Source organism: Moorella sp. E306M, assembly GCF_006538385.1.
Taxonomy (GTDB): Bacteria; Bacillota; DSM-521; order Neomoorellales; family Neomoorellaceae; genus Neomoorella.
The window spans coordinates 15,182-40,140 of the sequence record NZ_BJKO01000001.1 but is presented as its reverse complement, the minus strand read 5'-3'; the positions used below and the strand labels follow the sequence as shown (position 1 = coordinate 40,140).

The following is a 24,959-nucleotide window of genomic DNA, read 5'->3' as shown; positions in this document are numbered from 1 at the left end:
TCGCTTAAAAGCCGGGCCCCGGCTGGGGCGGCAGAGTTCCGGCAGGGTATACAGTAATGTGCGTCATCATCCCGCCGGGGGTAGCTCCCGCATTGGTGTTTTTGTGGTAGCCCCTGTTGAAGAGCGGGTAAAGCGCCGGTTGTTGAGGTTCGATAATGACGTCGACCGTCTGCCCGGCGCCGAAATAGAGAACGTCCCGCCAGTGGGAAAGGTCCTCCCCGTGCAGCCCGCGTAACAGTCGGGCATCCCGGGCAACAATCCGCAGCGGCAGCCCGAGAATGGTGATGGCATGCTCTTCAAAACCGAGGTTTATGAAGCGCAGGAGCACCTTTTCCCCGGCGTTGGCCTGAATCAGGGAATGATAGGGCTGTTGGCTGAGGTCGCCATCCGGCGCCGTATGCAGCGTGTCGGGGTAGGCGCGGCCGTTGATTAACCAGTAGGCCGGGCGGTATTCGCTCCAGTCGAACTCCTGGACCCTCTGCACCTGCTCGTGGGCTACCGGGTCGAGTTCTGATATCAATAAAAAGTACTCCCGGTCGAATTCGGTTCCCGTACCCGCGCCATATGCAGTTTTAAATAGCGGATTCGCAGGGTTGTAGTCGGCGGGACGGGCGATCAACGGCCCGACCATGCCCATCTGAATGTGTTCTACCGGTTCAAAGTGGCAGTGGTACATATAGGTGCCGGGATCCTTGGGTTCGTAATAATATATGAAATCGCGCCCTACCGGTACCGCAATTGACGTCTCGGGAACGCCGTCCCACAAAGATATCTGGTTGGGGAAGCCGTGCCAGTGGATCGTGTGGGAGTCGTCGAGGTCGGGCCGTTGCGGCATCCCCAGGTTGGTAAGGGTCAGTTCAACCCGGTCGCCGACTCTGACATCCAGGAGCGGCGCGGGTAACGTTGCCTTCCCCCGGCGCGCGAAGATCTCGTTTTCGGGAACCCCGGTCAGGTCAACGAAACCGAAGATATAGTGGACCGAGCCGTCGGGCATGGTGATGAAACTGTCGGTTGCCCCGTAACGCACCTGGACGAACGTCACGTGAACTCCTCCTTGGTAAAAACATTTAGCGGGCCTCGTCGGCGCCGATATCCACCCCGGCCCCCCGGGGTCGCGGCTGGTCGTCGAAATCGGTTGTTGGCGCGTTATAGATATCGCCGTTCACGACGAGGGTAGTGGTACCCCGGTCAATGACTGGTGAATTGGGTTTCAGGTGGTAATCGCCTTGCAATTGCGGTTCGACTGTTATAATTTTAACGGTCTTGAAGTCCGGCTCCATATTGAAGGCTACGGCCGTGACGGTGGTATCATAAGGCATCACGAACGACGGGTTTACACCAACAATGTTGGTAGGAACGGGCACGCCGTACGGTTGCGACAGGCTGCAGTAGCGCGGGCTCAGCACCTCGGGGGTCGGGGTACCAAAGACCTCGAGATCAATCACGTTGACCGGGTTCGGGTCGGCCGGTGCGCCGATGCCGGCAATACCGCCGCGGCCGTTGTTTAGGGTCTGATCGTACCAGCCGGCCCGGTTATCCCAGAAGATGTTGTTGAAGAGGACCGGGTTGCTGAAGGTGGGGGCGCCCGGCGGCAGGCTGGCCTGGAAGGCGGCGCTGTTCGCCTCGCTGACAAGGCCCGCTCCGTGCGGCCGGCCGTCGCTGTCTTCGGCGGTGGCGGTGGTGATGTTCTTGGCGACGGTGTTGTTGACGATTACCACGTTGGACGCATCGTCGAGGGCAATTCCCCCGCCGAGGTCGGTGGAGACGTTGTTAGTGATGATGTTGTTATAGATGTTGATGCGGTGCGTACCTGCCCGGAGCAGGCGGATCCCGCCGCCGTCGTCGTTGGCCAGGTTGCCCTGGACGAGGTTGTTGTAAATGTCCACCGCCCCGGAGCCGGGCGAAAGGGTTGCTGGCGGGATTGGCTGTTCGCCGCCTACAAAAATGCCCGCACCCTCGTCAAAGGAAGCGTTGAAAAGGAACTTGTTGTGGTGGATGCGCCCGCCGTCGCTCAGCCCGAAATGCGAGAGGCCGCCGCCGTATTCGGCGGAGTAGTTGCCGCAGACCTCGTTGTGGTCGAATTCATACCCGTCGGCGCCGGTAAAGATCCCAACGCCGCCGGCCAGGCTGATGCCGCCGTTATTCAGGATGCGGTTGTGGTGGATGTGCACGCCGTCATTTTGGTTGTCACCGGCGTAGGGCCTACCGATCATGATCGCGCCTCCGAAGCCGCCGCCGTTGCTCAGGATGACGTTGTTGCTGATCTCGAGGTAGCGACAGTAAGCGTTGGCCACAATGCCCCCGCCTTCTTCGCCCCGGGCACCGGTGATCGTCAGCCCGTCAATTTGCGTCGTAAACGCAGGACCGAAGGCGCCATCCTCGGCTACTACCGTGATGACTTGACCCCGCGGTATCTCCTGGGGCCCATCAAAGGTAATGGCGGCAAGCCTTGTTTCCCATTGCTGCCGGTAGCTGGCGAAGAAGCGCCCCTCCAGCCTGGTAACCCAGGCCCCCATACCCTGGAGTTTCACATTCTTGTAGAGAATCGGGCTCTCGTAGTAAACGCCGGGATTGATAATGATCAATGACCCCGGCGCGGCGCGGTCGATGGCCGCCTGGATGGTCGTACGGGTGGTGGCGTTTACGATCGGGGGATCGTAAATCCCGGGGACCAGGACGTGGATGGTGATTCCCAATGTACTGGGGATACCGGCACTCGAGGTTATCACCATCTGGGCCGGGCCGGCAGCGAAGCTTCGCGGTACGTACGTGAGGATAAAGGTATCACGCCAGGCCAAAACGGGAATGGCTCTGCCGTTAAGCGTCACTGTTCCTGGATGGGCACCGAAGTTACGCCCCCTGATGAAGATCAGGCGGTTGCCGGTCAAAGTCACGTAGACAGGATTCACGCTTCCGATCTCCGGGGCGCCGGTTGTCTGGCAGAGCGGCGGCCGCGAGAATTGCGCCCCAGGTCTTCCCACGAAGGCGGTGATGGGGAAAAGGGCGACGTCGGCATAGGTGGTTTTCCCCGGCCAGACATCGAAGACCATGGTCAAGGTCTGGTAGTTGGGATTATATCTTATATTGGGCCGGCCGGGATCGCCGGGGTCGTTGCCGACAACCAGGTACATTCCCGGTGCCACGCCGGATGGAGTAGGTACGTTGCGGGTATAAGTGGACGGTAAGAGCACCTCAAAGATGCCGTTGGCGTCCGAATGAACGGTGGTGATCAACCGCCCCGTATAGTCCCGGATGCCGACCGGTGTATAAGGAATGCCGCGCTTTTCGCCGTAGTAGATAAAATTCGGGTCGGTTTCGATATTCACGTCGTCGAGGAGGAAGCCGACTATGCGCCCCGGCACGGGAACATCGGTATACAGAAAGAAGTCCGCCACCGCGTTTTGCCCTGGACTGACGGTTACTATTTTAGTATCGTATTTGTCGCCATAGTAAGGGGGCGGGGGCAGGCGGAACAGAGCCGCATCAGTAGCGCTGGCGGGTTGGTCCCGAGTGGTCATCGAAAGGGCGACAAACCGGTCGCCCTGGCCGGTGTTCACCGCGCCGGGGTCGAGCACCTTGTACAGCGGTTTCGGGGAACCATCGGGCCAAAGGTTATACGGGTCGGCCGGCGGGACCACCTGCACAAGGTAGGTTCCTGGTGGGAGCGGCTTTTCCACGGCGCCGGGGGCCCCGAAGTATGGTTCGAAGTAAGTCGCGAAGGAGTAACCGCCGTCAAAGACGCCGTCCTTGATCTGGTTGGAGGCGTTGGGTACTTCGATGCAGCCCGGGTCAACGCTCCCGTCGGGCCGCACACAGCCGGTTGGATGTTGCCAGGCGTCGGTCTGCACGGAGTTAATCAGCGTGGTGCTGCCGTCGTCATTCAGCCGGTAGAGGTTGACGGTTACGTTGGGGATGCCCGGTTCGTAGTCCTCAGCCACCGCGTAGCGGGGGTTGAGTTCGTTGCGCATCGTCGCGTAATAAACGATTCCCGAGATGCCCCCATGGAGTTCGTCGTCGGGTGTTCCCAAAAGTCCGTCCGGTCCCGGTAGCGGGTATTCCCGCATCCCCCAATCGATGCGGTTCGTTTTCGCCGCCCACGTCAGGACCGCCAGGGTAAGGGCGCGGGGATGGGTCGTAGTGGGTCGCGGCGGGGTGATCCCGTAATCGGGGGTAGCGGTCGCAGCCGTCCGCCCGAACCGGTCAAAGCCCAGTTCCGCCACGGCGAACCGCTCGAGTTCGAAAACTTCGTTGAGCGAGTAGCGGCCGTCGAGATCGGTTACGGTGGCATACTGCACACTGCCGTCTTTGAAGCGCGTGCCCACGGGGATATAGGGGATACCTTCCTCGATATAGTTCCCGGCAGCATCCGTATCGCGTACGCCGTTGCCGTTCTCGTCCCTGAAGACCATGCCGCTGATCCAGCCGAACCAGCGCGGGATCCCGATATCGCCCATATCAATCGTTTCACCCGCGGCGATCTGGACAGTACGGAAGGAGATGATGTAGTCGAGGGGTTCATCCCAGATGGCCATCTGATAGAGACCTGCAGGAACGTTGGTGATGGTAAAGGTTCCGTCAGGGTTGCCCCGGCCGGTATAGACCTGTTCGTCGGTGCGGCCGATATCGGTAAGAGCGATCCAGGGCCGGTCGACGGGTCCGCCGAGGGTCAGGGGCCTGACTGGCGGTGTGAACTCGATGATCGTACGGACGCGGCCGGTGATCGTGCCCGTTCCCGCTCCGGGGGCGAACTCCTTCGGCCTGACAAAACCGAACCAGACCAGGGGTGCCCTGAAACCCTCGCGTGGGCTATACCCGTCGTTGCCTTCTTCAATCCAGGCGTCAATGACGTGGGTACCCTCGATGGTTGTGGTCTGGATCCAGTCGCTGCCGTCGGGCGGGATCGCCTGCACCCCGTACTTGCCCGGCGGGAGGTTTTCAATGACGGCGTCGCCGTTTTCATCCGTCCAGATTATGCCGCCGGTGTTCGGCACTGGTACCGGTTTCCCGTCCGGACCGATAATCAGGTTGCCGCTGGCGTCACGCTTGTAAACCGTTCCGAGGGGGTTGCCGAAATAGTCGACCGTAACCTCGCCGGCGGCATCTGCGAGCACGATGCGGAACCCCGGCAGGCCGTGTTCGAGGGGGAAGTCATCCTCGCCGTTGACAGGGTGGATATCTTCAAAGACGTGAACGCGGATTTTGGCAAGCGGCAAGGGGTGGGGCTGCAACTCAACGGTCAGCGTACTGTCACGCGTCAGGTTGATCCAGTTACCCCCGAGCTTGTAGCCGGGAGCCAGGACGGAGACGAGGTATTTGCCGGCCGGCAGGGAGACGGTGGGTTGCCTGGAGTCCCCGGTGGCCACGACCGCACTGTGACTGGCGCCGGGCTTCAACGAAGGCCAGTTGGCCGGATCGGGGTCGAAAGGATCTCCCACGTTGTCCTGGTTGACGATAAATTGGAAATTCGTTATGGGTATACCTGTACCGACTTGCGAGACAGTTACTGTGAGTTGAAAAATGCCCATTTTTTTAGTGGGACTTTTCCTGGATATTACTGGCTCCTTTGTACTAATATCCATATTGTCCCAACCCCCAGTTAAAACTTTGGATTATCTTATTCTTATTCTTATTGTTATAAATTGGTTACTGAGGGTTGAGATAGAGTTATGATTGTGGTAGGGATAGTGGTGCTGATCGTACGGCTGGTAAAAGAGCCCGGAGGCGGACGGCGGACAGGTGTCCTATAGATATGAAATAAAACAGGGAGGCGATGCCCTTCCCTGTTTACGATCTTGCCCTATAGTACTTTTTGGCAAAAGCCGTCCCCAACTATCTTACTGGGGCGGGATTTGCGGCTGGTCAAAGGACGGTGGTTGCGGGTTATGCAGGGAGGACCCCACATAGTTGCCGGGTGTGGACAGGTTGAAAAAGAGCCGGGCGTCCTTGTCCACACCCCAGTTTTGGGTGGAGCCGGTGCCCCGGACCTTCTGGAAGCATTCCCGGAACATGGTGTTGTGCGCCTCTTCCCTGTTTAGCAGGAAATCGATCATCTGCCGAATATACCGGTCGGCGATTTGCCGGTGCAGATATTCATAAACAACCTTGGCACGTTGTTCGGCGGCGATGTTGGAAAGCAGGTCCGCGGGCAGGTCACCGGTGGCTTCAATGTAAGACGCTGTCCACACCTGGCCGGAGGCGTTGCTGTAAAAGGGATTGAGTCCGGTCGTTACATGCGCCTGAACATTGCCGATGGTGGCGTTCATGGCCTGGGGTTCATGGCCGTTCAAGAGGTTGACTGCCGTACATACCATTTCCAGGTGACTGAGTTCCTCCGCGGCGATGTCAAGGAAAATATCCTTGATGGCCGGGTCTTGAATGCGAAAACTTTGGGCCAGGTACTGTAACCCGGCTTTCAGCTCACCGTGGGGGCCCCCGATTTGCTCCTGCAAAAGCGCCGCGTAGTTTGGGTTCGGCCGTTCCACACGCACCATTTCTAGCAGGTTCTTATCGTGCTTGAACATGTTATTCCCCCTTTCTTAGTCTATTATCCCATACTGGGCTTCATGGTATGTACCCTGTTAAAGCATGTTTGATTTAATTGTTTACCCGGACCAAGATGGAAAAGGCGTGGGAAGCCTGGGATGAAGCCGAATGGGCTTTCAAGGGGGGAAACATGCGGCGGTTATAGGTGAAGTTAACCGCGCCTATGTGAAAGAGGGTTTACTATCCAGGGACGAAGGGAGGTTTCTTTAACAGGTATTCTGAATACATGCTTAAAAAACCTTGAAGATACGCTTTATTTATGATTAATTTAATCTAGTATGAACGGTAAACGGCATTTATATGATATTCTGTTGAGGTGACGGAAATGGCTCGGGAGCTGAAAGCGGAATCAAGGGATTATCGTTTGCCGCAAACTCTCGAAGTGATCCGGGGGAATATTGTCAAATACGGCAATCCCCTGGGCCTTAAGGGAAATGAGGTTGCTGGGTGGGCCAGAGATCTCAACCTGCCGCGGCAGGGGGATGTGCTTTTATATACCGGCGGCGAGTATCAACTGGTCCCCTACATTGATAGCCTGGTAGATATGCTCACCAGAATGAACCAGGGCAGCGTAGGATTTTCCTTGATGATGGGCGTCCGCAACCTGATCGACAGGGTGGGGATCAATCCCGAAAAGATTGTTGCCGGCGTGCGCTCCAGGGATCGGGAGCGCTACCGGGATGTCAGCCGCAAGGCCGCCCTGATCCTTCAGGAGATGGGCCTGAAAAAAATCTGTTATCTGGGCGAAGAAGAGATCTACAGCGGGGCTCTTCTTTATGAATACGGTTTCGTAGGCGACCTGCGTCAGCACGCCCGCAAGGTTGCCGAGTTAATTAATTCAACCGGCGCCAGAGCCATCATTTGCCTATCGCCCCATTCGGCGGAAATTTTTAAGCTGATTTATCCCGAGCTATTGGAAAATTTTAATTACGAAGTTAAAACCTTCCTGGAAGCGGTCTACGATCTGGTTAAGGATGCCCCCGGGCGTCTGCCTACCGGTTTTTCGGGAAACGTAACGGTCCACGATTCCTGTCGCATGGCCAGGGAACTGGGTATTACGGAAGAGATCAGGGATATCCTGGGCAAGATGGAGGGAGTTAATTTAATAGAACCGGAGCTCAACCGGCGTTGGACGACCTGCTGCGGCGGGCCCGGCAAGGTCCTTTTCCCTGAATTGTCCGGGAAGATCGCTGCCCGCCGGGTTGGCGAACTCGCGGCCACCAATGCCGATCTGGTTATCACCTTCTGCCCTTATTGCCTAGCGGCTCTCGATAAGGGTCGACGTGAGGGGCACAAGAATATCCAGCTTGAGGACTTTATTGAGTTTCTTTACAGGGGGATTGCCAAATGAGTTCGGTGCTGGAACGCTTGTTGCAAAAGTATACGGCGGAGCTTAATAAAGCCTCCGATGACCCCAATATTCAGCTAGCTCTTTCCCGGGGTGTTAAATCTTATCGAGATAATACCGAAGCTGCCCTCAAACGCTTCCCCCATACGACCAAGTTGGCCGAGGAAGTGCGCGCTATAAAGGAATCTGCCATCGAACGCATGGATGAATTGGTGACTCAAGCCAGGCAAGCCATCGAAGCTAACCACGGCAAGACCTACTTGGCAAAATCGCGTGAAGACGCCTTGAAATTGGCGGCGGACATCATTGGCACAGGAAAGATAGTGGTTAAAGGCAAGAGCATTTTGGGCGAAGAGCTGGAAATAAGGGACTACCTTATCGAAAAAGGCAACGAAGTCTGGGAAACAGACCTGGGGGAGTTTTTGTTACAACTGCGGCATGAAAGGCCCATGCACATCGTTTCGCCTTCCATTCATGTACCCCGGGAGCAGGTGGCGGAATTATTTTCCGAGTTTTTCGGCCGGGAAATTCCTCCGGATATTGCCGCCGAAGTCGGGGCCGTTAGGGAATTCATGAGGGAAAAGTATTTCAGAGCCCATTTCGGCATGAGCGGTGCCAACGTAGTGGCGGCGGACTGCGGAGCAATGGTTATTATTGAAAATGAAGGCAACGCCCGCATATGCACCGCCGTCCCGCCGGTGCATATCGCTCTGGTGGGGATCGAAAAAGTGGTGCCCACTTTCCAGGAGGCCATGAAAGTGGCCGAAGTTACCTGGCGCTATGCCAACTATACCGTCCCCGGTTATGTGAATATTATCAGCGGGCCCAGCAAGACGGGAGACATCGAAAAGGTAACCGCCTATGGCGCTCACGGCCCTAGGGAACTTCACGTTATCTTTGTGGATAACGGCCGCAGCGAAATGGCTGCCGATCCTCTCTTCAGGCAGGGTTTGTATTGCTTAAGATGCGGGGGCTGCATGTACGAATGCCCCGTCTTTCAACTGACCGCCGGGTATTTCGGTTATCGTTATCTGGGAGGCATAGGAGCCATCTGGACGGCTTTCGTGGCCGGTGGCATGGATAATGCCGCGCCGCTAATTTACACCTGTCTCCGCTGCGGCCGGTGCGTGGAGCGCTGTCCGGTAAGCATCGATGTTCCGTCTATGATCGCCGAACTGCGCCGGCGAATAGTTGAGCTTGCCAATGAAGCCAGTTAATAAATGCGACGCAGTAGCGGCGACTAAGTAAGGCTCAGTAACTTCATTCGGGCGGCTCCGGGTATTACTCCCCTTGCTCAACCGGCAACCCTCAGGTTAAAAATAAAGAAAAAGCTACCAGAAATAAAATCGATACCAGAGGAATGGAGGTGCAGGGAAATGAGTATTGCCCCGGTGGAACTGGCGGCAGGACGGGAACGGTACACTTATGAGGATTATTCGGCGCGAACATTGCTATCGGTGCATGGCTGGAATGAGACTCGGGGACTAAATGCCGAGCCAATTTTATTTTTAAAGAAGGAATTTTTGATCAGAAGTAGAATATAAGTATATACAAGTAGTTGGAGCACGAATATTTCAAACAACACATGTATTTTTGGAGGGTTGGCAGAAATGCTTATAATTGGCGAGAAGCTCAACAGTGCAATTCCCAGCGTGCGTCAAATTATGGAGGAGAAAGATGTGGCGGCTGTTCAGGATCTGGCACTCAGGCAAGCAGCAGCAGGAGCCCATTATCTAGATGTGAACACTGCTCACTGCAGTGATGAAATAGCGTATATGGAATGGATTGTACGTACTGTTCAAGAGGTAACCGATGCGCCTTTATGCATTGACAGTACGGTGGGTCCGGTAATTGAGAAAGCATTGGAAACTGTTAAGGGGGATAAGAGCCGTGTCTTGATTAACTCTATTTCACTGGAAAAAAATCGCCTGGAACAGGTGTTGCCCCTTATTCTGGAGTACCAGTGTCCCGTAATTGGGCTGACCGTTGATGACAACGGTATTCCTAAAACCGTAGAAGACCGTATCAATATTGCTGAGCGCATGGTGGAGCTCCTGTCCAAACACAACTATAATTTGGACAACCTTTATATCGATCCTCTGGTGCTTCCTCTAGCGGTAAATCATGCAAATGCGGTAATCTTTTTTCAATGCCTGAGCGAAATTAAACGCTTGTTTAAAGTAAAAACAGTGTCCGGTTTAAGCAACATTTCTTTCAACATGCCCAAAAGAAAGCTCATCAACCGCTATTTCCTGGCCATATGCATGGCGCATGGGATGGACGCGGCTATACTAGACCCCCTGGACAATAAGATCATGACAGCGGTGAGTACGGTCAAATTATTATTGGGCAACGATCCTTTTGGTAAAAACTTCTTAAAGGCGTATAGAAAAGGAACATTAGAGGATTAAGGGGGTTGTGAGTTACAAAAAAGGGGGTGAAGCACCCAAGAAAGGTGAGAAGGTGGTCAACTCAAGGTAGTATGTTGTATGGGGAAGAAGAGTTTATTTAGTAAGCCAAAGGGAGGGAATTAGATCATGAACGAGAAGGAAAGGCTTTATGAAGAGCGGTTTAAGCGTTACACTACAGCTCTGGAGGGCGGTAAGCCTGACAAAGTGCCAGTAGTTTTTCCTCTAGGCGAGTGGGTGGTCAAGTACACGGATACCACCCTTCAGGAAGCGTATTACGACGTTGACAAGGCGACAGAAGTTGTTGCCGGGTTGATCCGGGATCTGGATTTCGATGCTATGTTCGGCTCCATCAATCTATGGTGGCCCCCCATGTTTGATGCCATGGGTTGTAAGCTATATAAGTTTCCGGGGATTTATTTTGAAGATAATTCAGGATTCCAATATATAGAAGAAGAATATATGAAGCCAGAAGACTACGACGAATTTATCGACAATCCCACCCAATGGCTGGCAAACAAGTATTTACCACGTATAAGTGAAGAGTTTGTCGAACCAGGGTCGTACCGGGCTACTGTAGCTTTAATAAAGAGCGCCGCCGCCTTTGCCATGCATAACGCCAAGTCGGCGGCGGTAGGGGAAAAATGGGCGAAGGAATACGGGATAGTACCCTCGGGGACAGGTCTTACCAAGGCACCTTTTGATACCCTGGGCGATGCCTTGCGGGGCACGAAAGGGATCCTCCTGGACCTTCGCCGACGGCCCGAGAAAGTTCAGGCCGCGTGTGAAGCCATTGTACCCCATAATATAGCCTATGCCATGATCACAGCGGGGGGAGATACTTCTCTACCCTGTTTCGCTCCTCTCCATAAAGGAGCCTATCCCTTCTTACGACTTGAACATTGGGAGAAATTCTACTGGCCTACCTGGAAGGCGGTTATCGAAGGACTTTGGGCCATGGGGAAAAGGACTTTCTTCTTTGCCGAAGGCGATTGGACGCCGTATTTGGACAAGATAGCCGAATTGCCGGATAAGAGCATCGTTTTTTGCATTGACTTAACTGATGCCAAGAAAGCCAAAGAGGTGCTGGGAGGCAGATTCTGCCTTTACGGAGGTGTGCCAACTACCCTGCTCACCTATGGCACGCCGCAAGAAGTGAAGGATTGTGTCAAGCAAGCCATAGAGGAATTAGGTGGCGATGGAGGGTTTGTCCTTGCCGCTGGCGGAGTGGTCATGGGCGATGCCAAAAGGGAAAACATTGTTGCCATGCTCGAGGCAGCCAGGGAGTACGGTGTTTATTAAACTTTGACAGGGGTAAGAGGAGGTGGACAGAATGGCCGAAATTAAGGCAAAAGATTTTGTGGCAGAAGCGGGTTCGTGTGTACCGTGGAAGATTAAAAAAGAAGAATTCGGGCAATTAGCCGGCAACGAGGAAATTGTCAAAAAGGAATGGGAAAAGCTTGACGCCTTTGCCTATGCTTTTATCTGGTTCTGGGTACAGCGCTAAATATCGAGTGATAAAGGAAAATTAATTCCAGGTAATGGAGCGCTGTTAAATATATGGAGAGGAGTGGGGTAGTTATGCCCAAAGAGGCCCTGCCGAAAGCCATGGCTGAATTAGAAGAAGAACAAGTTCTCACTTTGGTCAAAGAATTATTAGGAAACGGAGTTGCTCCTTTGGAAATTGTCAAAGCTCTACAGGAAGGAATGGTGGAAGTAGGCAACCGCTTTGAGAGCGGGGATTATTTCTTGAGCGAATTGGTTATGGCCGGCGAGATCATGAAAGGTGCTATGGACATCTTAGAGCCTCATTTGAGCGGCGAGAGCGCAGAACATAAGGGAACTATTGTTATCGGTACGGTTAAAGGAGATATCCACGACCTGGGTAAGAATATCGTCATAATGCTTCTCAAAGGTTCGGGATACAACGTGGTTGACTTGGGAGTGGATGTACCCAAAGAAAAATTTGTCGAGGCTGTTAAGGACACGGGCGCGCCCCTGGTAGGCATGAGCGTGCTCTTAACCAGTTGTCAGGGGGCATTAAAGGAGACCATTGAAGCCTTGCGAGCTGAGGGTCTAAATACCAAAGTGATAATTGGCGGTAATTATATTAATGAAACAGTTAGAAAGCATGTGGGCGCAGATTATTTTGCTACTACGGCCAGCGATGGGCTCAAAGCGGCTACTGAGGTGTTTGGAGGCTAAGATCTAAGCCGGTAAAAAGAGGGATAGGGGCATCATATATTGCCCCTTCCCTCAATTCATTGGTTAACCAAAAAGAGTCCCCGGAGGAAAAAGTGAATATTATGAAGAATAATATATGTTATTTACCTTGGGCAGGTTGTGCAGCTTGACGGGTGGCGCAATTACCTTGTTCCCACTTGGGGCGGGTGCTAAAGTTTGAATAAGTCATTTTTAGAATGGGATGTAGGAGAATGGGGCGATATACAGTTATTGCCTGCAAAGTTATGGAAGAAGAAATTTTGTCTCTGGCTCCGCAAGGGTATGAGTTACACTTCCTGAACTCGGAATTGCACCGCTCCCCGGAGCGATTACGGCAGGCTTTACAGGAGGCCATTGATTGCGCCTCCGGCAGTGACTTTATACTGTTAGGCTACGGTCTTTGCGGCGGAGCCCTGGAGGGGCTGCGGGCCAGAACCACACCCCTCGTGATACCCAAGGTGGATGATTGTATTCCTCTGTTGCTGGGGTCCTGGGAAGCTAGACGTCAGTGGGGGCTAGATACTTACTTTTTATCTGCCGGTTGGCTGGCCGGGGAGGATAACCTGATACGGGAGTACGAACGCTGCCTTGCACGGTACGGTAAAGAGCGGGGTAGACGCATCATGCGCCACTTATTTTGCCACTACCGGCGCCTGATGTTCATAAATACTGGTCGGCTAGGGGAAGAGGTGGCTAAGGAAGCGGCTCGTGAAGTAGCGGAAAAACTGGGGTTAAGTTTTGAGATCACGAGTGGAAACAAGAATTACTTGAGGCAACTGTTGTTGGGGCCGTGGGATTACCAGTTTTGGAAGGTGCAGCCCGGTCAAGAGGTCCTGTTGGCCGGGTTGCACGATTGTTCAGCAGGGGGCAATCAACTGCGCTGAGCAGGCTTATAAAGTATAGCAGTACATGAACCAGAAAGGCTCCTACCAGGTACCAGCCATGAAGAACGTAACGATAAGCACAAGGAAGATTAACCTTATAAGGGGAGGTGAGGCCGGTTGCTTCATGCCCTTGAATACTGAACGCCTGCAGCACCCAGGAATTTCCCATTATGGGACAAATATTTCCAAAATGAGAACGCGTGTATTTATAAATTCTTAAAGATATTTCTCTCAGGGGCTTAATTTATGAGATTTATCAAGATGAAAGACAGCGCCCAATAGCTGTGAATATTGGCACGGATATTGCTATATGTTTTAATCAGTGAGGTGATTTATATTGGTGCGCTAGAGAGTAAGTAAACGAGACGGCCATGATTATTGTTAGGCATCTAAAAACATGCAATCAACCCTGAAATTAAAACTCACGGTAACATGTCAAGGACTAAAAATGAGAGTTGATAACTTTAGCGAGGAGGAAACTTAAATGTGCTTTAGACCACCTGCTGTAGCCAAGAAGATTAAATGTCCCAATTGTGGAAAGGAAGTAATTAGGCAAGGAAATAACCCCAAAATATGTCCTCATTGTAAGGCGAACCTAGATTCTGCTGATAAGAAATAAAAAGCAAATTGTTATTAAAACTGCTAGCAGCTCGTGTGAATAATAGTTGCTGACAACTTCGGGTTAGGGGCCATGTCTTTTCATAAGCTACGTTAGCTACTTTTCCCCACCGAAGTGGGGGTAGATAGGGGACTTAGCATCACTTTTTATCATGGAAGTAGAGGATGCTTTTGGGTTTGGGATATTTTTCACATAGGCTGCTAGATGAGATATGTGTATTCCAGTGCTTTTGGACATGATGGGAGAAATAACTCTTTTGCAGTGAGGGCAATAAACCTTTATATACAGCCGGAGGAGGGGAGCAGTAAAAGGGACAGCGCTACGAGTTTTTACCAGGAGAGAGTATGTCATTGGGGCTTGTGTACGAACGTTTAGAAGTCTCCGAATAACAAAGGGGGGTGTACTGTGAAAAGAAAAGCGTGGGCGGTTATGTGGGCGGTCTATCTTGCGGGCGTAGCTGTAGCGTTGAACCAGTTTAAAGTACCGCCGGTAATGCAGGTTCTTATGGAAAGTCTTCAGGCTGATATGGCAACGGCGGGATGGCTAATGTCTGTTTTTTGCATCGCCGGGGTCATACTGGCACTTCCGGCAGCGTTCCTCCTGGCAGGTCTGGGGCCGAAAAACAGTGGATTAATAGGTCTAGGTTGTATAATTATTGGTGCAGTAATTGGAGCTGTGGCTAAAAGTGCAGCGATTATGCTTATTGCCAGGACTATCGAAGGCGTTGGGTTGGCTTTAATTGCAGTCGTGGCTCCGGCGGTTATTAGTATGTGGTTTGAACCACATGAACGAGGATTGCCTATGGGTATTTGGGCTACATGGGTACCAGTTGGCAGTTTTCTTATTTATAATTTGGCCAACCCAATTGCAAAACTCGGTGGCTGGACCAGTATCTGGTGGTTTGGAGCTGTTTTTGCTTTAGTTGCATTTATGGTGTATAGCGCTATTGTTGCCCCGCCCCAAAAAACGGCGAGTGGGAGTGAAGAGGGTGGCGCTATCTCTATTAGCCATGGGTTGAAAAGTATAAATACCTGGCTTATTTCCATAGCCTTTGCCGCATTTAACTTCAGTTTTATAGCCTATGCCACCTGGGCACCCACCTTCTTAGCCGAAGTTCATAAGATGGATCCGGGAGCTGCCAGTTTTTACGCTAGCCTGGTAACCCTGGTTTTTATACCTGGCGGCATATTCGCTGGATGGGTTCTTGACCGCTTCGGAAATCGTAAGGGTATCCTGGCAGCCTCCTTCATTATTTGTACGATTTTAGTGTTATGGGCTTTTAAAGTAGGGGGCAATGTTGGAATTCTTGTTTCTTATTATGTTATTTTAGGTCTGGCGGCAAGCTTTGTTCCGACCTGCGTTTTTACCATTGCTCCGGAAACAGCTATTAATCCCCAATTTGCTGGCGTAGCCTTGGGAGTGGTGATCCTTGGTCAGAACAGTGGCATGTTCATCGGACCTCCTGTTGTAGGTCAGGCTATAGCAAGTGGAGGTTGGGATGCGGGAGTATATCCTTTAGTTGCAGGGCTTCTTGTTTCTCTGGTGGCAACTCTATTAATACGCACTAAAACAGAGTAAAAGGAGGTGAACTGTTTTTTAGAAAGGAGGTTTTTTGCCAAAAATTAAAGGGAAACCTGTAATGCCTCGAGGATCGAATTTCAATGCTTAATGACAAAATTCAGAAAAACTAACGGAGGGATACTATGCCATGACGGAAAAGGACACGAAACTCCAAAATGGTGTACGTACCTATTACAAGAATTTGGGTTTGTGTTCCTTTGCCTTTGGATCAAACTCGGCAGAAATTGACGTTAAGGACGGTAAAATTCTTCGTATTCGACCGTTGAGATATAACCGTAAGTATAAGACAGAACAATTGCGACCCTGGAAGATTAAGGCCAGAGGGAAAACCTTTGAAGCACCGATGAAGTCGCTTCTGAGCCCCTTTAACTATGTGTACAAGAAGCGGACGTATTCGCCGAACCGGATACTATACCCCATGAAAAGGGTGGACTGGGATCCGGAAGGAGAGCGCAACCCGCAAAACAGGGGTAAGAGTAAATTTGTACGTATCACCTGGGATGAAGCTGCTGAATTAATTGCTAAGGAATTGAAGCGAGTGTGCGAAAAATACGGCCCGACCTCGGTTTTGGTACAGGGGGACGGCCACGGCGAGACTAAGACCATTCATGGTCCTCACGGCTGTCAGATTCGCTTGATGGAGCTTCTCGGCGGTTACACCATCCAGGCACGCCAGCCCGACAGCTGGGAAGGCTGGTACTGGGGCGCCAAGCATGTCTGGGGACAGGATCCAGTAGGCCAGGGTAGGCAGGCCAATCTAATTAAGGATATTTCGGAAAACACTCAAATGATCCTGTTCTGGGGTTGCGACCCAGAGACGACACCGCTTGCATGGGGCGGGCTGCAGGCTAGCCGTTTGTGCTTCTGGTTTACCGAACTAGGCATAAAATCCGTATACATCTGTCCCGACCTTAATTATGGTGCAGCAGTTCATGCGGATAAATGGATACCTGTAAGACCCAACACGGACGCGGCATTACAGCTCGCTATTGCCTATACATGGATTACGGAAGACACTTATGATAAAGATTATGTCGCCACTCATACTCACGGTTTTGAGGAATTTAAGAAGTATGTTCTAGGCGAAGAAGACGGCGTTCCCAAGACACCAAAGTGGGCCGAAGATATCTGCGGTGTTCCTGCCCGGGTTATTAAGGCTTTAGCCAGGAAATGGGCTCGGGAAGCAACCAGCATTGCCCACAATAACGGCGGCTCTTACATCAGGTCCTGCTATGCCCACGAGCCGGGACGTCTGGAAGTAATCCTTTTGGGCATGCAGGGCTTAGGAAAACCCGGTCAGGGACAGCTCAAGCTCTTTGAGTGGCAGCTTTTCAGCTTGCATGACCAGAACCCAATGCCCCGAAGAGAAATAATACCCAGCCCGGAAGGGGCCTACCAGGGATTTACATTTCCAGTGCCAAAGCAGTTTATCCCTAAAACTCTCATCCCGAAAGCAATTTTGAGCGACGAACCCATTACCTGGTACGGGATAACATATGCAGGAATTCCCAAGGAGGATCAGTTCGTACAGTATAAATATCCTGCTGAGGGATGTTCGGAAATTCACATGATATGGAGCGACAGCCCATGCTGGTCCACTTGTTGGAATGGTGGAAACATGTGGATTGAGGCTCTACGCAGTCCTAAAATTGAGTGCGTTGTCATGCAGCATCCGTGGATGGAAAATGACTGCCTGTTTGCCGACATAATCCTGCCTATCAACACAAAGTTTGAGGAAGAAGACTTTGGGGTTGATGTTTTAGGTGACAGCTTCAATGTAGTCCTTTACGAAGGGCAGTGCATTGAACCTCTGGGAGAATCAAAGAGCGACTATGAAGCAGTAGCGGAAGTAGCAAAGAAACTTGGCCTCTACGAAGAATACACTAGAGGTAAGAGTATTGAGGACTTAATTAAGGACGGTTACGAACAATCCGGGATAAAAGACAGGATAAGCTATGAAGAATTTCGGGAGAAAGAATACTTTGTAATACCTACGGCTGAGGACTGGGAGAATGACGAACCCGGTTTCAGCCCGTTCTATAAGGATCCAGAGAACAATCCTCTGGATACACCGACCGGAAAGCTTGAATTCTATTCCGTAGGTCTGGCTGAAAACTTCCCGGATGATAAAGAACGTCCGCCGGTGCCTCATTGGATACCTTACGGCGAAACTCATCAAGAAAGCCTTTTGCATCCACGTTCCCAAAAGTATCCATTTCTTATAGTTTCCAATCATCCTCGCTGGCGGTGTCATGCTCAGCTGGATGATATACCATGGTTCCGTGAGATTCCTACTTGTAAAGTTAAAGGGCCGGATGGATATTTATACGAACCGGTCTGGATTAATCCAGTAGATGCAAAGGCATTGGGAATCAAAAGCGGTGATGTAGTTAAGATATATAACGATCGCGGATGGGTACTTGGTGGGGCATATGTTACCGAACGTATAATGCGGGGGGTAGTTTATCAAGATCATGGTGCAAGACTAGATCCGATAATACCTGGTGAAGCCGACCGTGGTGGAGCTAACAATCTTATCTGCCCTACCAACACGACATCAAAGAATTGTGCAGGGGAAGTCACGAGCGGGTATCTTGTAGGCGTAGAAAAAGTGGATATTGAGGAAATGAAAAAGCAATACCCTGAGGCGTTTAACAGGCCTTACGATCCTTATTATGGAGTTCGTTTCGAGGCCTGGATTACGGAGGTGAAAAACTAATGAAAGTATTTGTTATTGATGTTGCTAAATGTAATGGCTGTTATAACTGCCAGCTGGTCTGCAAAGACGAACATGTTGACAACGACTGGTCACCCTATGCCAAACCCCAACCAGATACAGGTCACTTCTGGATGAAGTTAGTTGATATAGAACATGGCAGTGTTCCAAAGGTAAAAATCGAATATCAGGCAAGACCTTGTATGCATTGCGATAATGCAAAATGTATTGAGGTTGCCGGGGATGGGTCAGTATATAAGAGGAACGACGGGTTGGTCATTATAGACCCCGAAAAGGCTACAGGTCGCAAGGATCTTGTCGATTCTTGTCCCTATGGCGCTATTTACTGGAATGACAAATTAAATTTACCACAGAAATGTACCGGATGCGCGCATCTGGTTGACGCAGGCGAAGTCCCCCGCTGCGTTGAAGCATGTGCTACAGAGGCGATAAAATTTGGCGAGGAAGAAGAATTAAAGGAATTAATCTCCCAGGCTGAGGTATTACAGCCTGAACTCGGTCTAAAACCCAGGGTATATTACCTAAACCTTCCTAAATTCTTTGTAGCAGGGGAAGTTTATGATCCGGATATCGATGAAGTCCTGGAAGGGGCGCAGGTATCCCTCATTAACAACGAGACCGGCCAAAGCTGGACAGAGACAACTGACGATTTCGGTGATTTTTGGATCAGACGCCTTAACAGTGGCTGTTATACACTAAAAATTGAAAAGAACGGTTATCAACCTTATCAAGTTCAAGACCTGAAAGTAGATAAAAGCGTCAATATTGGTAGTATTGCGCTGAAACGGGAATGATGTAATATCAGGTGTTTGACGTTTTCATGTGCCTTTGCTAGTTAGGGGAGCCAAGATAAAGCTCCCCTTTTTAAATACCCATTCATTCCTGCCGTCACAGTCTTTTTGAATTGAAAGTGGTAGAGTAGAGGCGTGCTGCGCGGCATACTTCTGCTCTACCACCTTATTTCACTGATCTAAATTTAATCTAAGGACTTGTACTGCGCTTTTGGAATACTATGTCGAGCAATCTAGTTTGTATTGCTTAAGTTTTCTATACAGAGTGGATTTACCAAGTCCAAGTAGTTTCGCCGCTTTAGGGATATTGTTGCCAGTAGAAGCCATGGCGTTTTGAATGACTATCTTTTCAGCTTCCTCCAATGAGGTTATCCCGGCTATGCTGCAAATACCTGTACTTTTCAAGGTGGTTCCCCTCACTACTTCGTTAGGCAGGTGCTGGACGTCTATAAGGCCGTCCTGGGACATGTTGACGGCATAAATCATAGCATTCTCCAGCTGTCTGACGTTACCGGGCCATTCGTACTCTAAAATTATTTTTTTTGCAGCCGGGCTTATAGTTGGCAATACATGTCCTGTCTTTTTACAGTAGTATTCTATAAAGTGCTGGCATAACAGCAAGATATCTTCCTGTCGCTGGCGCAGGGGCGGTATTTCTAGCTTGAGAACCGCCAGCCGGAAGTACAGGTCGAGACGAAACTGATTTTCTTGCACCATCTGGTAGAGATTTTTGTTAGTTGCAGCTATAACGCGAAAGTCAACAGGAATATACTTCCTACCTCCCAGCCGCATGACGCGCTTGTCCTCTAAAACCCTAAGCAACGTGGCCTGGGTTTCAATGGGCATATCGCCTATTTCGTCAAGGAAAAGGGTTCCTTTGTGAGCCAGCTCAATTTTGCCTGGTCTTCCATTGCGTTCGGCACCCGTAAAGGTTCCGCCTTCATAACCAAATAGCTCGCTTTCAATAAGGTTTCTGGGAATCGCAGAACAGTTCAAAGCAACGAAAGGACCTTCGGGCCGGTATTGATTGTGAATAGCCTGGGCAAATAGCTCCTTTCCGGTGCCGCTCTCTCCTATTAATAAAATATTTTCGCCGGCATCGGCGAACTTACGGGCCAAGTCTTTTGCATGGTTTATGCAGGCGCTGTTGCCAATAATATCATCAAAGTGATACTTGGCCACTGCACCAGTTCGCACATTAACAAGGTTGTTGATTTTTTCAGACAGGTTGACACGGATGATGGCACCTTCTATGCGTTTTTCTTTCTGGCCTGGTATAAATTGTATGCTAAATACGCAGTGGCGTTCCTTTTTGCAGTTGCGAATAGTTGCTTCCAGGTAATTAACAGGTTTCTGGCTTGTTAATACCTGCATTACCCTGTCGTCCACAAAGTCCCTTATGTTTCTGCCTTCAACTTTGCCGCCGTTTGGATTAAGTATTAGAGCTGCTTCCTGGTTAGCCTTAATAATCTTATTTTCACAATCGACAGCTATGATTCCAGCATCAATGCATGCGAGAATTGTTTCTAATGTATTATTCATAACCAAGAGCCTATGGTTTTTTTCTTTGAGTTTGAGGTGGTTTTCAATAGCTACCGCCAGGGAGGCAACCCAGCCCAGGGTATGCGACTGTAAATTTTTCAGGTCTTTTTCCCACGGCCGTTCCCCCAGAGCCTGTACCAGTACCAGGGTGCCAATAAGGTCGCCTTTTTCATCCATGATAGGAGCGGCTGAACTGATGTTGTCTTCAAGGGCAATACAGTAATTTTCGGGACCCATTAACTGGACCGGACATTTTAAAATCATACTGAGCCCGTGGGCTAAAGTTCCTGAGGTCTCTTCGTTCCAGATCGCCCCTACCACCGCATTTATTGACTTAAAATAGGAGATTTCGTTAGCATCTCCTTCAAGGTAAAGAATAGTACCGTTGGCGCTATGGAGGCTTAAAATGTAGCCGGAAGTCTTGAGCAGGTGCTTAAATGCGTTTATAAGGGTTTTGGTGGTTGAAATTAACAGGCTGTTTTCTTCAAGTATAGCCTCCAGTTTATCCTTAGGCATATTATGCCCGATTTTTGTGGCAAAAGGATCAATGTTGTTTTCGCGTGACCTTAACCAGGAAGCAGCAACCTCCGGGCTTAAACAAGAAAAAGTCCGTGGATCTTCATTGTGGTATAGAAAACGTTGTTTACAATGCTGAATTTCTTGCCAGCGCCGCTGGAATAAGGTATAGTCAAAAGGATTTGCCATAAATTCGGTCCGGTTATCGTTACAGGCTACATCAGGCCTGATAACTTCCATACCAACCCTCCTAGTAAACAGAAAACCTAATCCTGGCAGGATTTTAGGCCGAGAAAAAAATGCAACGTTCTGTTTAAGTAATTCGAGGTTCAGACCTTTTCGGCTGACTAAAAGGTCATATTATTAAGTCACCCCTTTTGAGAATGTTTTCCCGAGCTATACCTGATTGGTACATGCATGACTGTTGCAACCTACTCAAGAAGACAATTTTTGGATAACCATGTGATTTCTATCACTATTATACACCATAGAAATGGTAAAGTTATACTAATATCATGATGATATTGCGGTTGGCAATATTGATTAAAAGTTTGTTGTCTCTTTTTTGAGAATGCCCCGTGTCAAAAAGGGAAAAATACCCGCCACTATTTTTTGGGTTAAGCACTTGAGCTACCTTGATTAATATAGTGCCAGAGCGATATCCGGAGATTAAATCTAGGAATTATTTTAAACCCCGTTGCTGGCACGATTTTTGCTAGTTAGATTTTATGAAGGCAGTCCTCTGGAAGTAAATATAGACGTAACGGGTATATAAGTTGGTCCCAAACTGCCGGGGCTTAAAAGTAGCCTTACTCGAAGAAGCAATGATTAAAAAGTATTGCTTTGAATTATATGCTTATAATTAATCATCGCATATACAAATCAGATTATCAAGAACCTTTTTTGTTCGGTTGGGAGGGAAGAAGGCTGGCACAAACAACCTGTTTGAACTGCAGGAAGGTTGTACCACTTGATACCCTATTTTACCTGAAGGATAAGTAGTTCGAGCGGAGGTAAAAAAATGGCTGGTACTACTGAAGTGAAGAAGGCAGCGTGCTATTTCTGCCATATGAACTGTGGCATGCTGGTGCACGTTGAAGACGGTGTCGTTAAAAAAGTTACAGGTGATCCTGAGCATCCCTTTAATCAGGGAGCCCAGTGTCCCCGGGGTGCTTCGGCTATGGATCACCTCAACCACATCAACCGGGTAAACTATCCCCTTAAACGTGTCGGGGAACGGGGATCTGGTAATTTTAAGCGTGTCAGCTGGGAGGAAGCCCTGGAAGATATTGCCGCCCGGCTAAAAAAATACAAAGCGGAATATGGGGCCGAAAGCATTGCCACTGCCGGGGGCACCAACCGGACTGATGACTGGGCCCGACGTCGCTTTTTCAACCTATTAGGGAGCCCCAATGTGGTTCACACCTCCCCTGTTTGCTGGATACCCAATTTTTTAGTAGAAACGGCCATTTACGGTTGGAGCGCCTTTGATCCGGAGATTATGGGCAGCCGCTGTGTCGTTGTCTGGGGCCATAATCCCGGCGCCTCATATTTACCGGAAATGCGGGGGCTTTTAGAGGCCCGGGAAAAGAACGGTACCAAAATCATTGTCATTGACCCGCGTTGCAGCGAGACGGCGGCCCGGGCTGACCTGTGGTTACCCATCCGCCCGGGGAGCGACTGCGCCCTGGCCCTGGCCTGGCTCAACGTCATTATCAATGAAGAGCTCTACGACGCCGATTTCGTCGAGAATTGGACGGTGGGCTTTGAGGAACTGCGGGAAAGGGTGCAGGAGTATACCCCGGAGTGGGCGGAAGCAAAGACCTGGGTTCCGGCCGAAAAGATAGCCCTGGCAGCCAGGATTTATGCCACCTCGAGGCCGGCTTGTATCCAGTGGGGCGTAGCTACGGACCAGCTCGGCCGGGCTACCAGTGCCGTTGCCCAGGCACGCGCCGTATTAAGGGCCATTTGCGGTAACCTCGACGTTCCCGGCGGCGATGTCATGCCCGGGCCCCATCCCACTTTCATTACCGATGTTGAGATGGAACTAAACGAGTTGCTACCCGAGGAGCAAAGAGCCAAACAATTGGGTTCGGACAGGTTTAGACTCAGCACCTGGCCGGGTTACAAGCTTCTAAATGAACAGTTAGAACGCGTCTGGGGAAAGGGTCTGCCGGCCGAATGGATGTGCGAAGCCAGCCCTCCGGTACTGTGGCGAGCAATACTTACCGGCAAACCATATCCGGTCAAAGCCCTGATCGTCCTGGCCGATAACCCCCTTAGCTCCTATGCCAACTCCAGGCTGGTATATGAAGCCCTCAACAAGCTGGACCTGCTGGTGGTCATGGACTACTGGCTTACGCCCACAGCCGCGCTGGCCGACTATGTCTTGCCGGCGGCTTCTTGGCTGGAACGGCCGGTATTGACTACAACCTATGGTGTTTCTGATTGGCTAATCGCCTCCGAAAGGGCTGTGCAGCCTTTATATGAGCGGAAAACCGACTACGACTTCTGGCGCGCCCTGGGTATCAAGATGGGCCAGGAGGAATACTGGCCGTGGCAGACCAACGAAGAGGCGTTCCAATACCGCCTGGAACCCCTGGGTTACGGCCTGGAAACCTACGAGGATTTTGTCCAGGGGGTACGTTTCGACTTTGCCCCGCGTGAGTACTACAAGTACCTGGAAAAAGGCTTTGCCACGCCCTCCGGAAAGGTAGAGCTGAAAAGTTCAATACTGGAAACCCTGGGCTATGACCCGCTGCCCCATTACGTCGAACCGCCGTTCAGCCCGGAAGCTACGCCGGAGCTGGCCCGGGATTATCCCCTTATACTCATCGCAGGCGGAGGCTTCATGCCCTTTTACCATTCCGAGCACCGCCAGATAACGCGCCTGCGTCTGTTGCATCCGGAACCGAGGGTGGCCATTAACCCTGAACTGGCCCAAAAGCTTACTATTAAAGAAGGCGACTGGGTGTGGATTGAAACCCCAAAAGGTAAAGTAAAGCAGCGGGCTAAACTCACCACCGCCGTACCACCCGGGGTAGTCCAGGCGGAAAGGGGATGGTGGTATCCGGAAAAAGGGGCAAAAGACCTGTTTGGCGTCTGGGAATCCAATATTAATGCCTGCCTGGATGACGACCCGGATACCTGCGATCCAGCCTGCGGTAGCTGGTGCACCAGGTCGGTTTTATGTAGGATTGCTAAAGTGAAAGGGTGAGAATTATGCACTGGGGAATGGTTATTGACTTACGCAGGTGCATCGGTTGCCATGCCTGCACCGTTGCTTGCCAGATTGAAAATAACCTACCGCTAAACGAACGCTGGAATAAAGTGTTCACCGTAGGGCCGGAAGGGGAATTTCCCAACGTGACCTCATACCATCTGCCGCGGCCGTGTATGCACTGCCAGGATGCACCCTGTGTCGACGGCTGTCCTACCGGGGCCAGCCAGAGACGGCCCGACGGGATTATCGTTGTAGACGGCGAGCGTTGCATTGGCTGCAAGTTTTGCATGCTGGTATGCCCCTATGGTGTGCGACAGTTCGAGGCGGGAAAGGGCATCGTCCAAAAGTGCCACCTGTGCTATGAACGGCTGGAACAGGGAGAAATGCCCCGCTGTGTGGAAACGTGCCAGCTGAAAGCCCGCCATGTCGGTGATCTAGACGACCCCAGGAGCGAAGTGGCGGAGCTTATCCACCGGGCCAATGCCCGCCCCCTGTACCCCCATCTGGGGACTAAACCAGCAGTGTATTATATATTTCCCTAGGA

General features: G+C 51.0%; 18 protein-coding genes. 14 read left to right on the top strand and 4 right to left on the bottom strand.

Annotation, left to right across the window (positions count from 1 at the left end; genetic code table 11):
- Positions 1–4 precede the first annotated feature (4 nt).
- Together FLZ89_RS00155 and FLZ89_RS16015 are read right to left on the bottom strand one after the other, a co-directional pair.
- Complete coding sequence (locus tag FLZ89_RS00155; RefSeq protein WP_253256359.1) at positions 5–994, bottom strand: multicopper oxidase domain-containing protein; 990 nt, start codon at positions 992–994, stop codon at positions 5–7.
- 73 nt (positions 995–1,067) lie between these two features.
- On the bottom strand, positions 1,068–3,518 hold the full coding sequence (locus tag FLZ89_RS16015; RefSeq protein ID WP_253256358.1) for a choice-of-anchor Q domain-containing protein: 2,451 nt from the start codon (positions 3,516–3,518) through the stop codon (positions 1,068–1,070).
- On the opposite strand from FLZ89_RS16015, the gene FLZ89_RS16010 reads away from it, so the two are divergent.
- The gene (locus FLZ89_RS16010; RefSeq protein ID WP_253256357.1) at positions 3,501–4,049 is read left to right on the top strand and encodes a hypothetical protein; all 549 of its coding nucleotides are present in this window, start codon (positions 3,501–3,503) and stop codon (positions 4,047–4,049) included. The two genes, FLZ89_RS16015 and FLZ89_RS16010, sit on opposite strands and share 18 nt — an antisense overlap.
- Before the next feature lie 78 nt (positions 4,050–4,127).
- Positions 4,128–5,600, top strand: coding sequence for a hypothetical protein (locus tag FLZ89_RS16005; RefSeq protein ID WP_253256356.1), 1,473 nt, complete (start codon positions 4,128–4,130; stop codon positions 5,598–5,600).
- Positions 5,601–5,834: 234 nt separating this feature from the next.
- Here the strand turns inward: FLZ89_RS16005 and FLZ89_RS00145 are convergent, their stop codons facing one another.
- Positions 5,835–6,521 carry a manganese catalase family protein gene (locus tag FLZ89_RS00145; RefSeq protein ID WP_141304068.1) on the bottom strand — a complete coding sequence of 229 codons (687 nt, stop codon included), beginning with the start codon at positions 6,519–6,521 and terminating at the stop codon, positions 5,835–5,837.
- Between the two features lie 347 nt (positions 6,522–6,868).
- Here FLZ89_RS00145 and FLZ89_RS00140 point away from each other — a divergent pair, with 347 nt between their 5' ends.
- From FLZ89_RS00140 to FLZ89_RS00100, 10 genes are all read left to right on the top strand, one after another.
- The gene (locus FLZ89_RS00140) at positions 6,869–7,894 is read left to right on the top strand and encodes a (Fe-S)-binding protein (RefSeq protein ID WP_141304067.1); all 1,026 of its coding nucleotides are present in this window, start codon (positions 6,869–6,871) and stop codon (positions 7,892–7,894) included.
- On the top strand, positions 7,891–9,108 hold the full coding sequence (locus FLZ89_RS00135; RefSeq protein WP_141304066.1) for an LUD domain-containing protein: 1,218 nt from the start codon (positions 7,891–7,893) through the stop codon (positions 9,106–9,108). Before FLZ89_RS00140 ends, FLZ89_RS00135 begins: the two co-directional genes overlap by 4 nt.
- 393 nt (positions 9,109–9,501) lie before the next feature.
- Positions 9,502–10,302, top strand: a complete 801-nt coding sequence (locus FLZ89_RS00130) for a methyltetrahydrofolate cobalamin methyltransferase (RefSeq protein ID WP_141264298.1) — start codon at positions 9,502–9,504, stop codon at positions 10,300–10,302.
- 126 nt (positions 10,303–10,428) lie between these two features.
- Positions 10,429–11,601, top strand: coding sequence for a uroporphyrinogen decarboxylase family protein (locus FLZ89_RS00125; RefSeq protein ID WP_141264299.1), 1,173 nt, complete (start codon positions 10,429–10,431; stop codon positions 11,599–11,601).
- A gap of 31 nt (positions 11,602–11,632) precedes the next feature.
- A complete protein-coding gene (locus FLZ89_RS15480; RefSeq protein WP_172613362.1) occupies positions 11,633–11,806 on the top strand; it encodes a hypothetical protein in 174 nt (57 codons plus the stop codon).
- A 74-nt stretch (positions 11,807–11,880) separates the two neighbouring features.
- On the top strand, positions 11,881–12,504 hold the full coding sequence (locus FLZ89_RS00120) for a cobalamin B12-binding domain-containing protein (protein ID WP_141304065.1): 624 nt from the start codon (positions 11,881–11,883) through the stop codon (positions 12,502–12,504).
- 230 nt (positions 12,505–12,734) lie between these two features.
- The gene (locus tag FLZ89_RS00115) at positions 12,735–13,406 is read left to right on the top strand and encodes a DUF1638 domain-containing protein (RefSeq protein ID WP_141304064.1); all 672 of its coding nucleotides are present in this window, start codon (positions 12,735–12,737) and stop codon (positions 13,404–13,406) included.
- Positions 13,407–14,430: 1,024 nt separating this feature from the next.
- Entirely contained in the window at positions 14,431–15,603 is a 1,173-nt protein-coding gene (locus tag FLZ89_RS00110) for a CynX/NimT family MFS transporter (protein WP_141304063.1), read from the top strand.
- Positions 15,604–15,733: 130 nt separating this feature from the next.
- Complete coding sequence (locus FLZ89_RS00105) at positions 15,734–18,325, top strand: molybdopterin-dependent oxidoreductase (protein WP_141304062.1); 2,592 nt, start codon at positions 15,734–15,736, stop codon at positions 18,323–18,325.
- Complete coding sequence (locus FLZ89_RS00100; RefSeq protein WP_141264304.1) at positions 18,325–19,137, top strand: 4Fe-4S dicluster domain-containing protein; 813 nt, start codon at positions 18,325–18,327, stop codon at positions 19,135–19,137. The genes FLZ89_RS00105 and FLZ89_RS00100 overlap by 1 nt, the downstream gene beginning before the upstream one ends.
- Positions 19,138–19,353: 216 nt before the next feature.
- Here the strand turns inward: FLZ89_RS00100 and FLZ89_RS00095 are convergent, their stop codons facing one another.
- A complete protein-coding gene (locus FLZ89_RS00095) occupies positions 19,354–21,432 on the bottom strand; it encodes a sigma-54-dependent Fis family transcriptional regulator (RefSeq protein ID WP_216363803.1) in 2,079 nt (692 codons plus the stop codon).
- Positions 21,433–22,213: 781 nt separating this feature from the next.
- Here FLZ89_RS00095 and FLZ89_RS00090 point away from each other — a divergent pair.
- Together FLZ89_RS00090 and FLZ89_RS00085 are read left to right on the top strand one after the other, a co-directional pair.
- Complete coding sequence (locus tag FLZ89_RS00090; protein WP_141304061.1) at positions 22,214–24,409, top strand: molybdopterin-containing oxidoreductase family protein; 2,196 nt, start codon at positions 22,214–22,216, stop codon at positions 24,407–24,409.
- Positions 24,410–24,414: 5 nt separating this feature from the next.
- A complete protein-coding gene (locus tag FLZ89_RS00085; RefSeq protein WP_216363802.1) occupies positions 24,415–24,957 on the top strand; it encodes a 4Fe-4S dicluster domain-containing protein in 543 nt (180 codons plus the stop codon).
- Positions 24,958–24,959 lie beyond the last annotated feature (2 nt).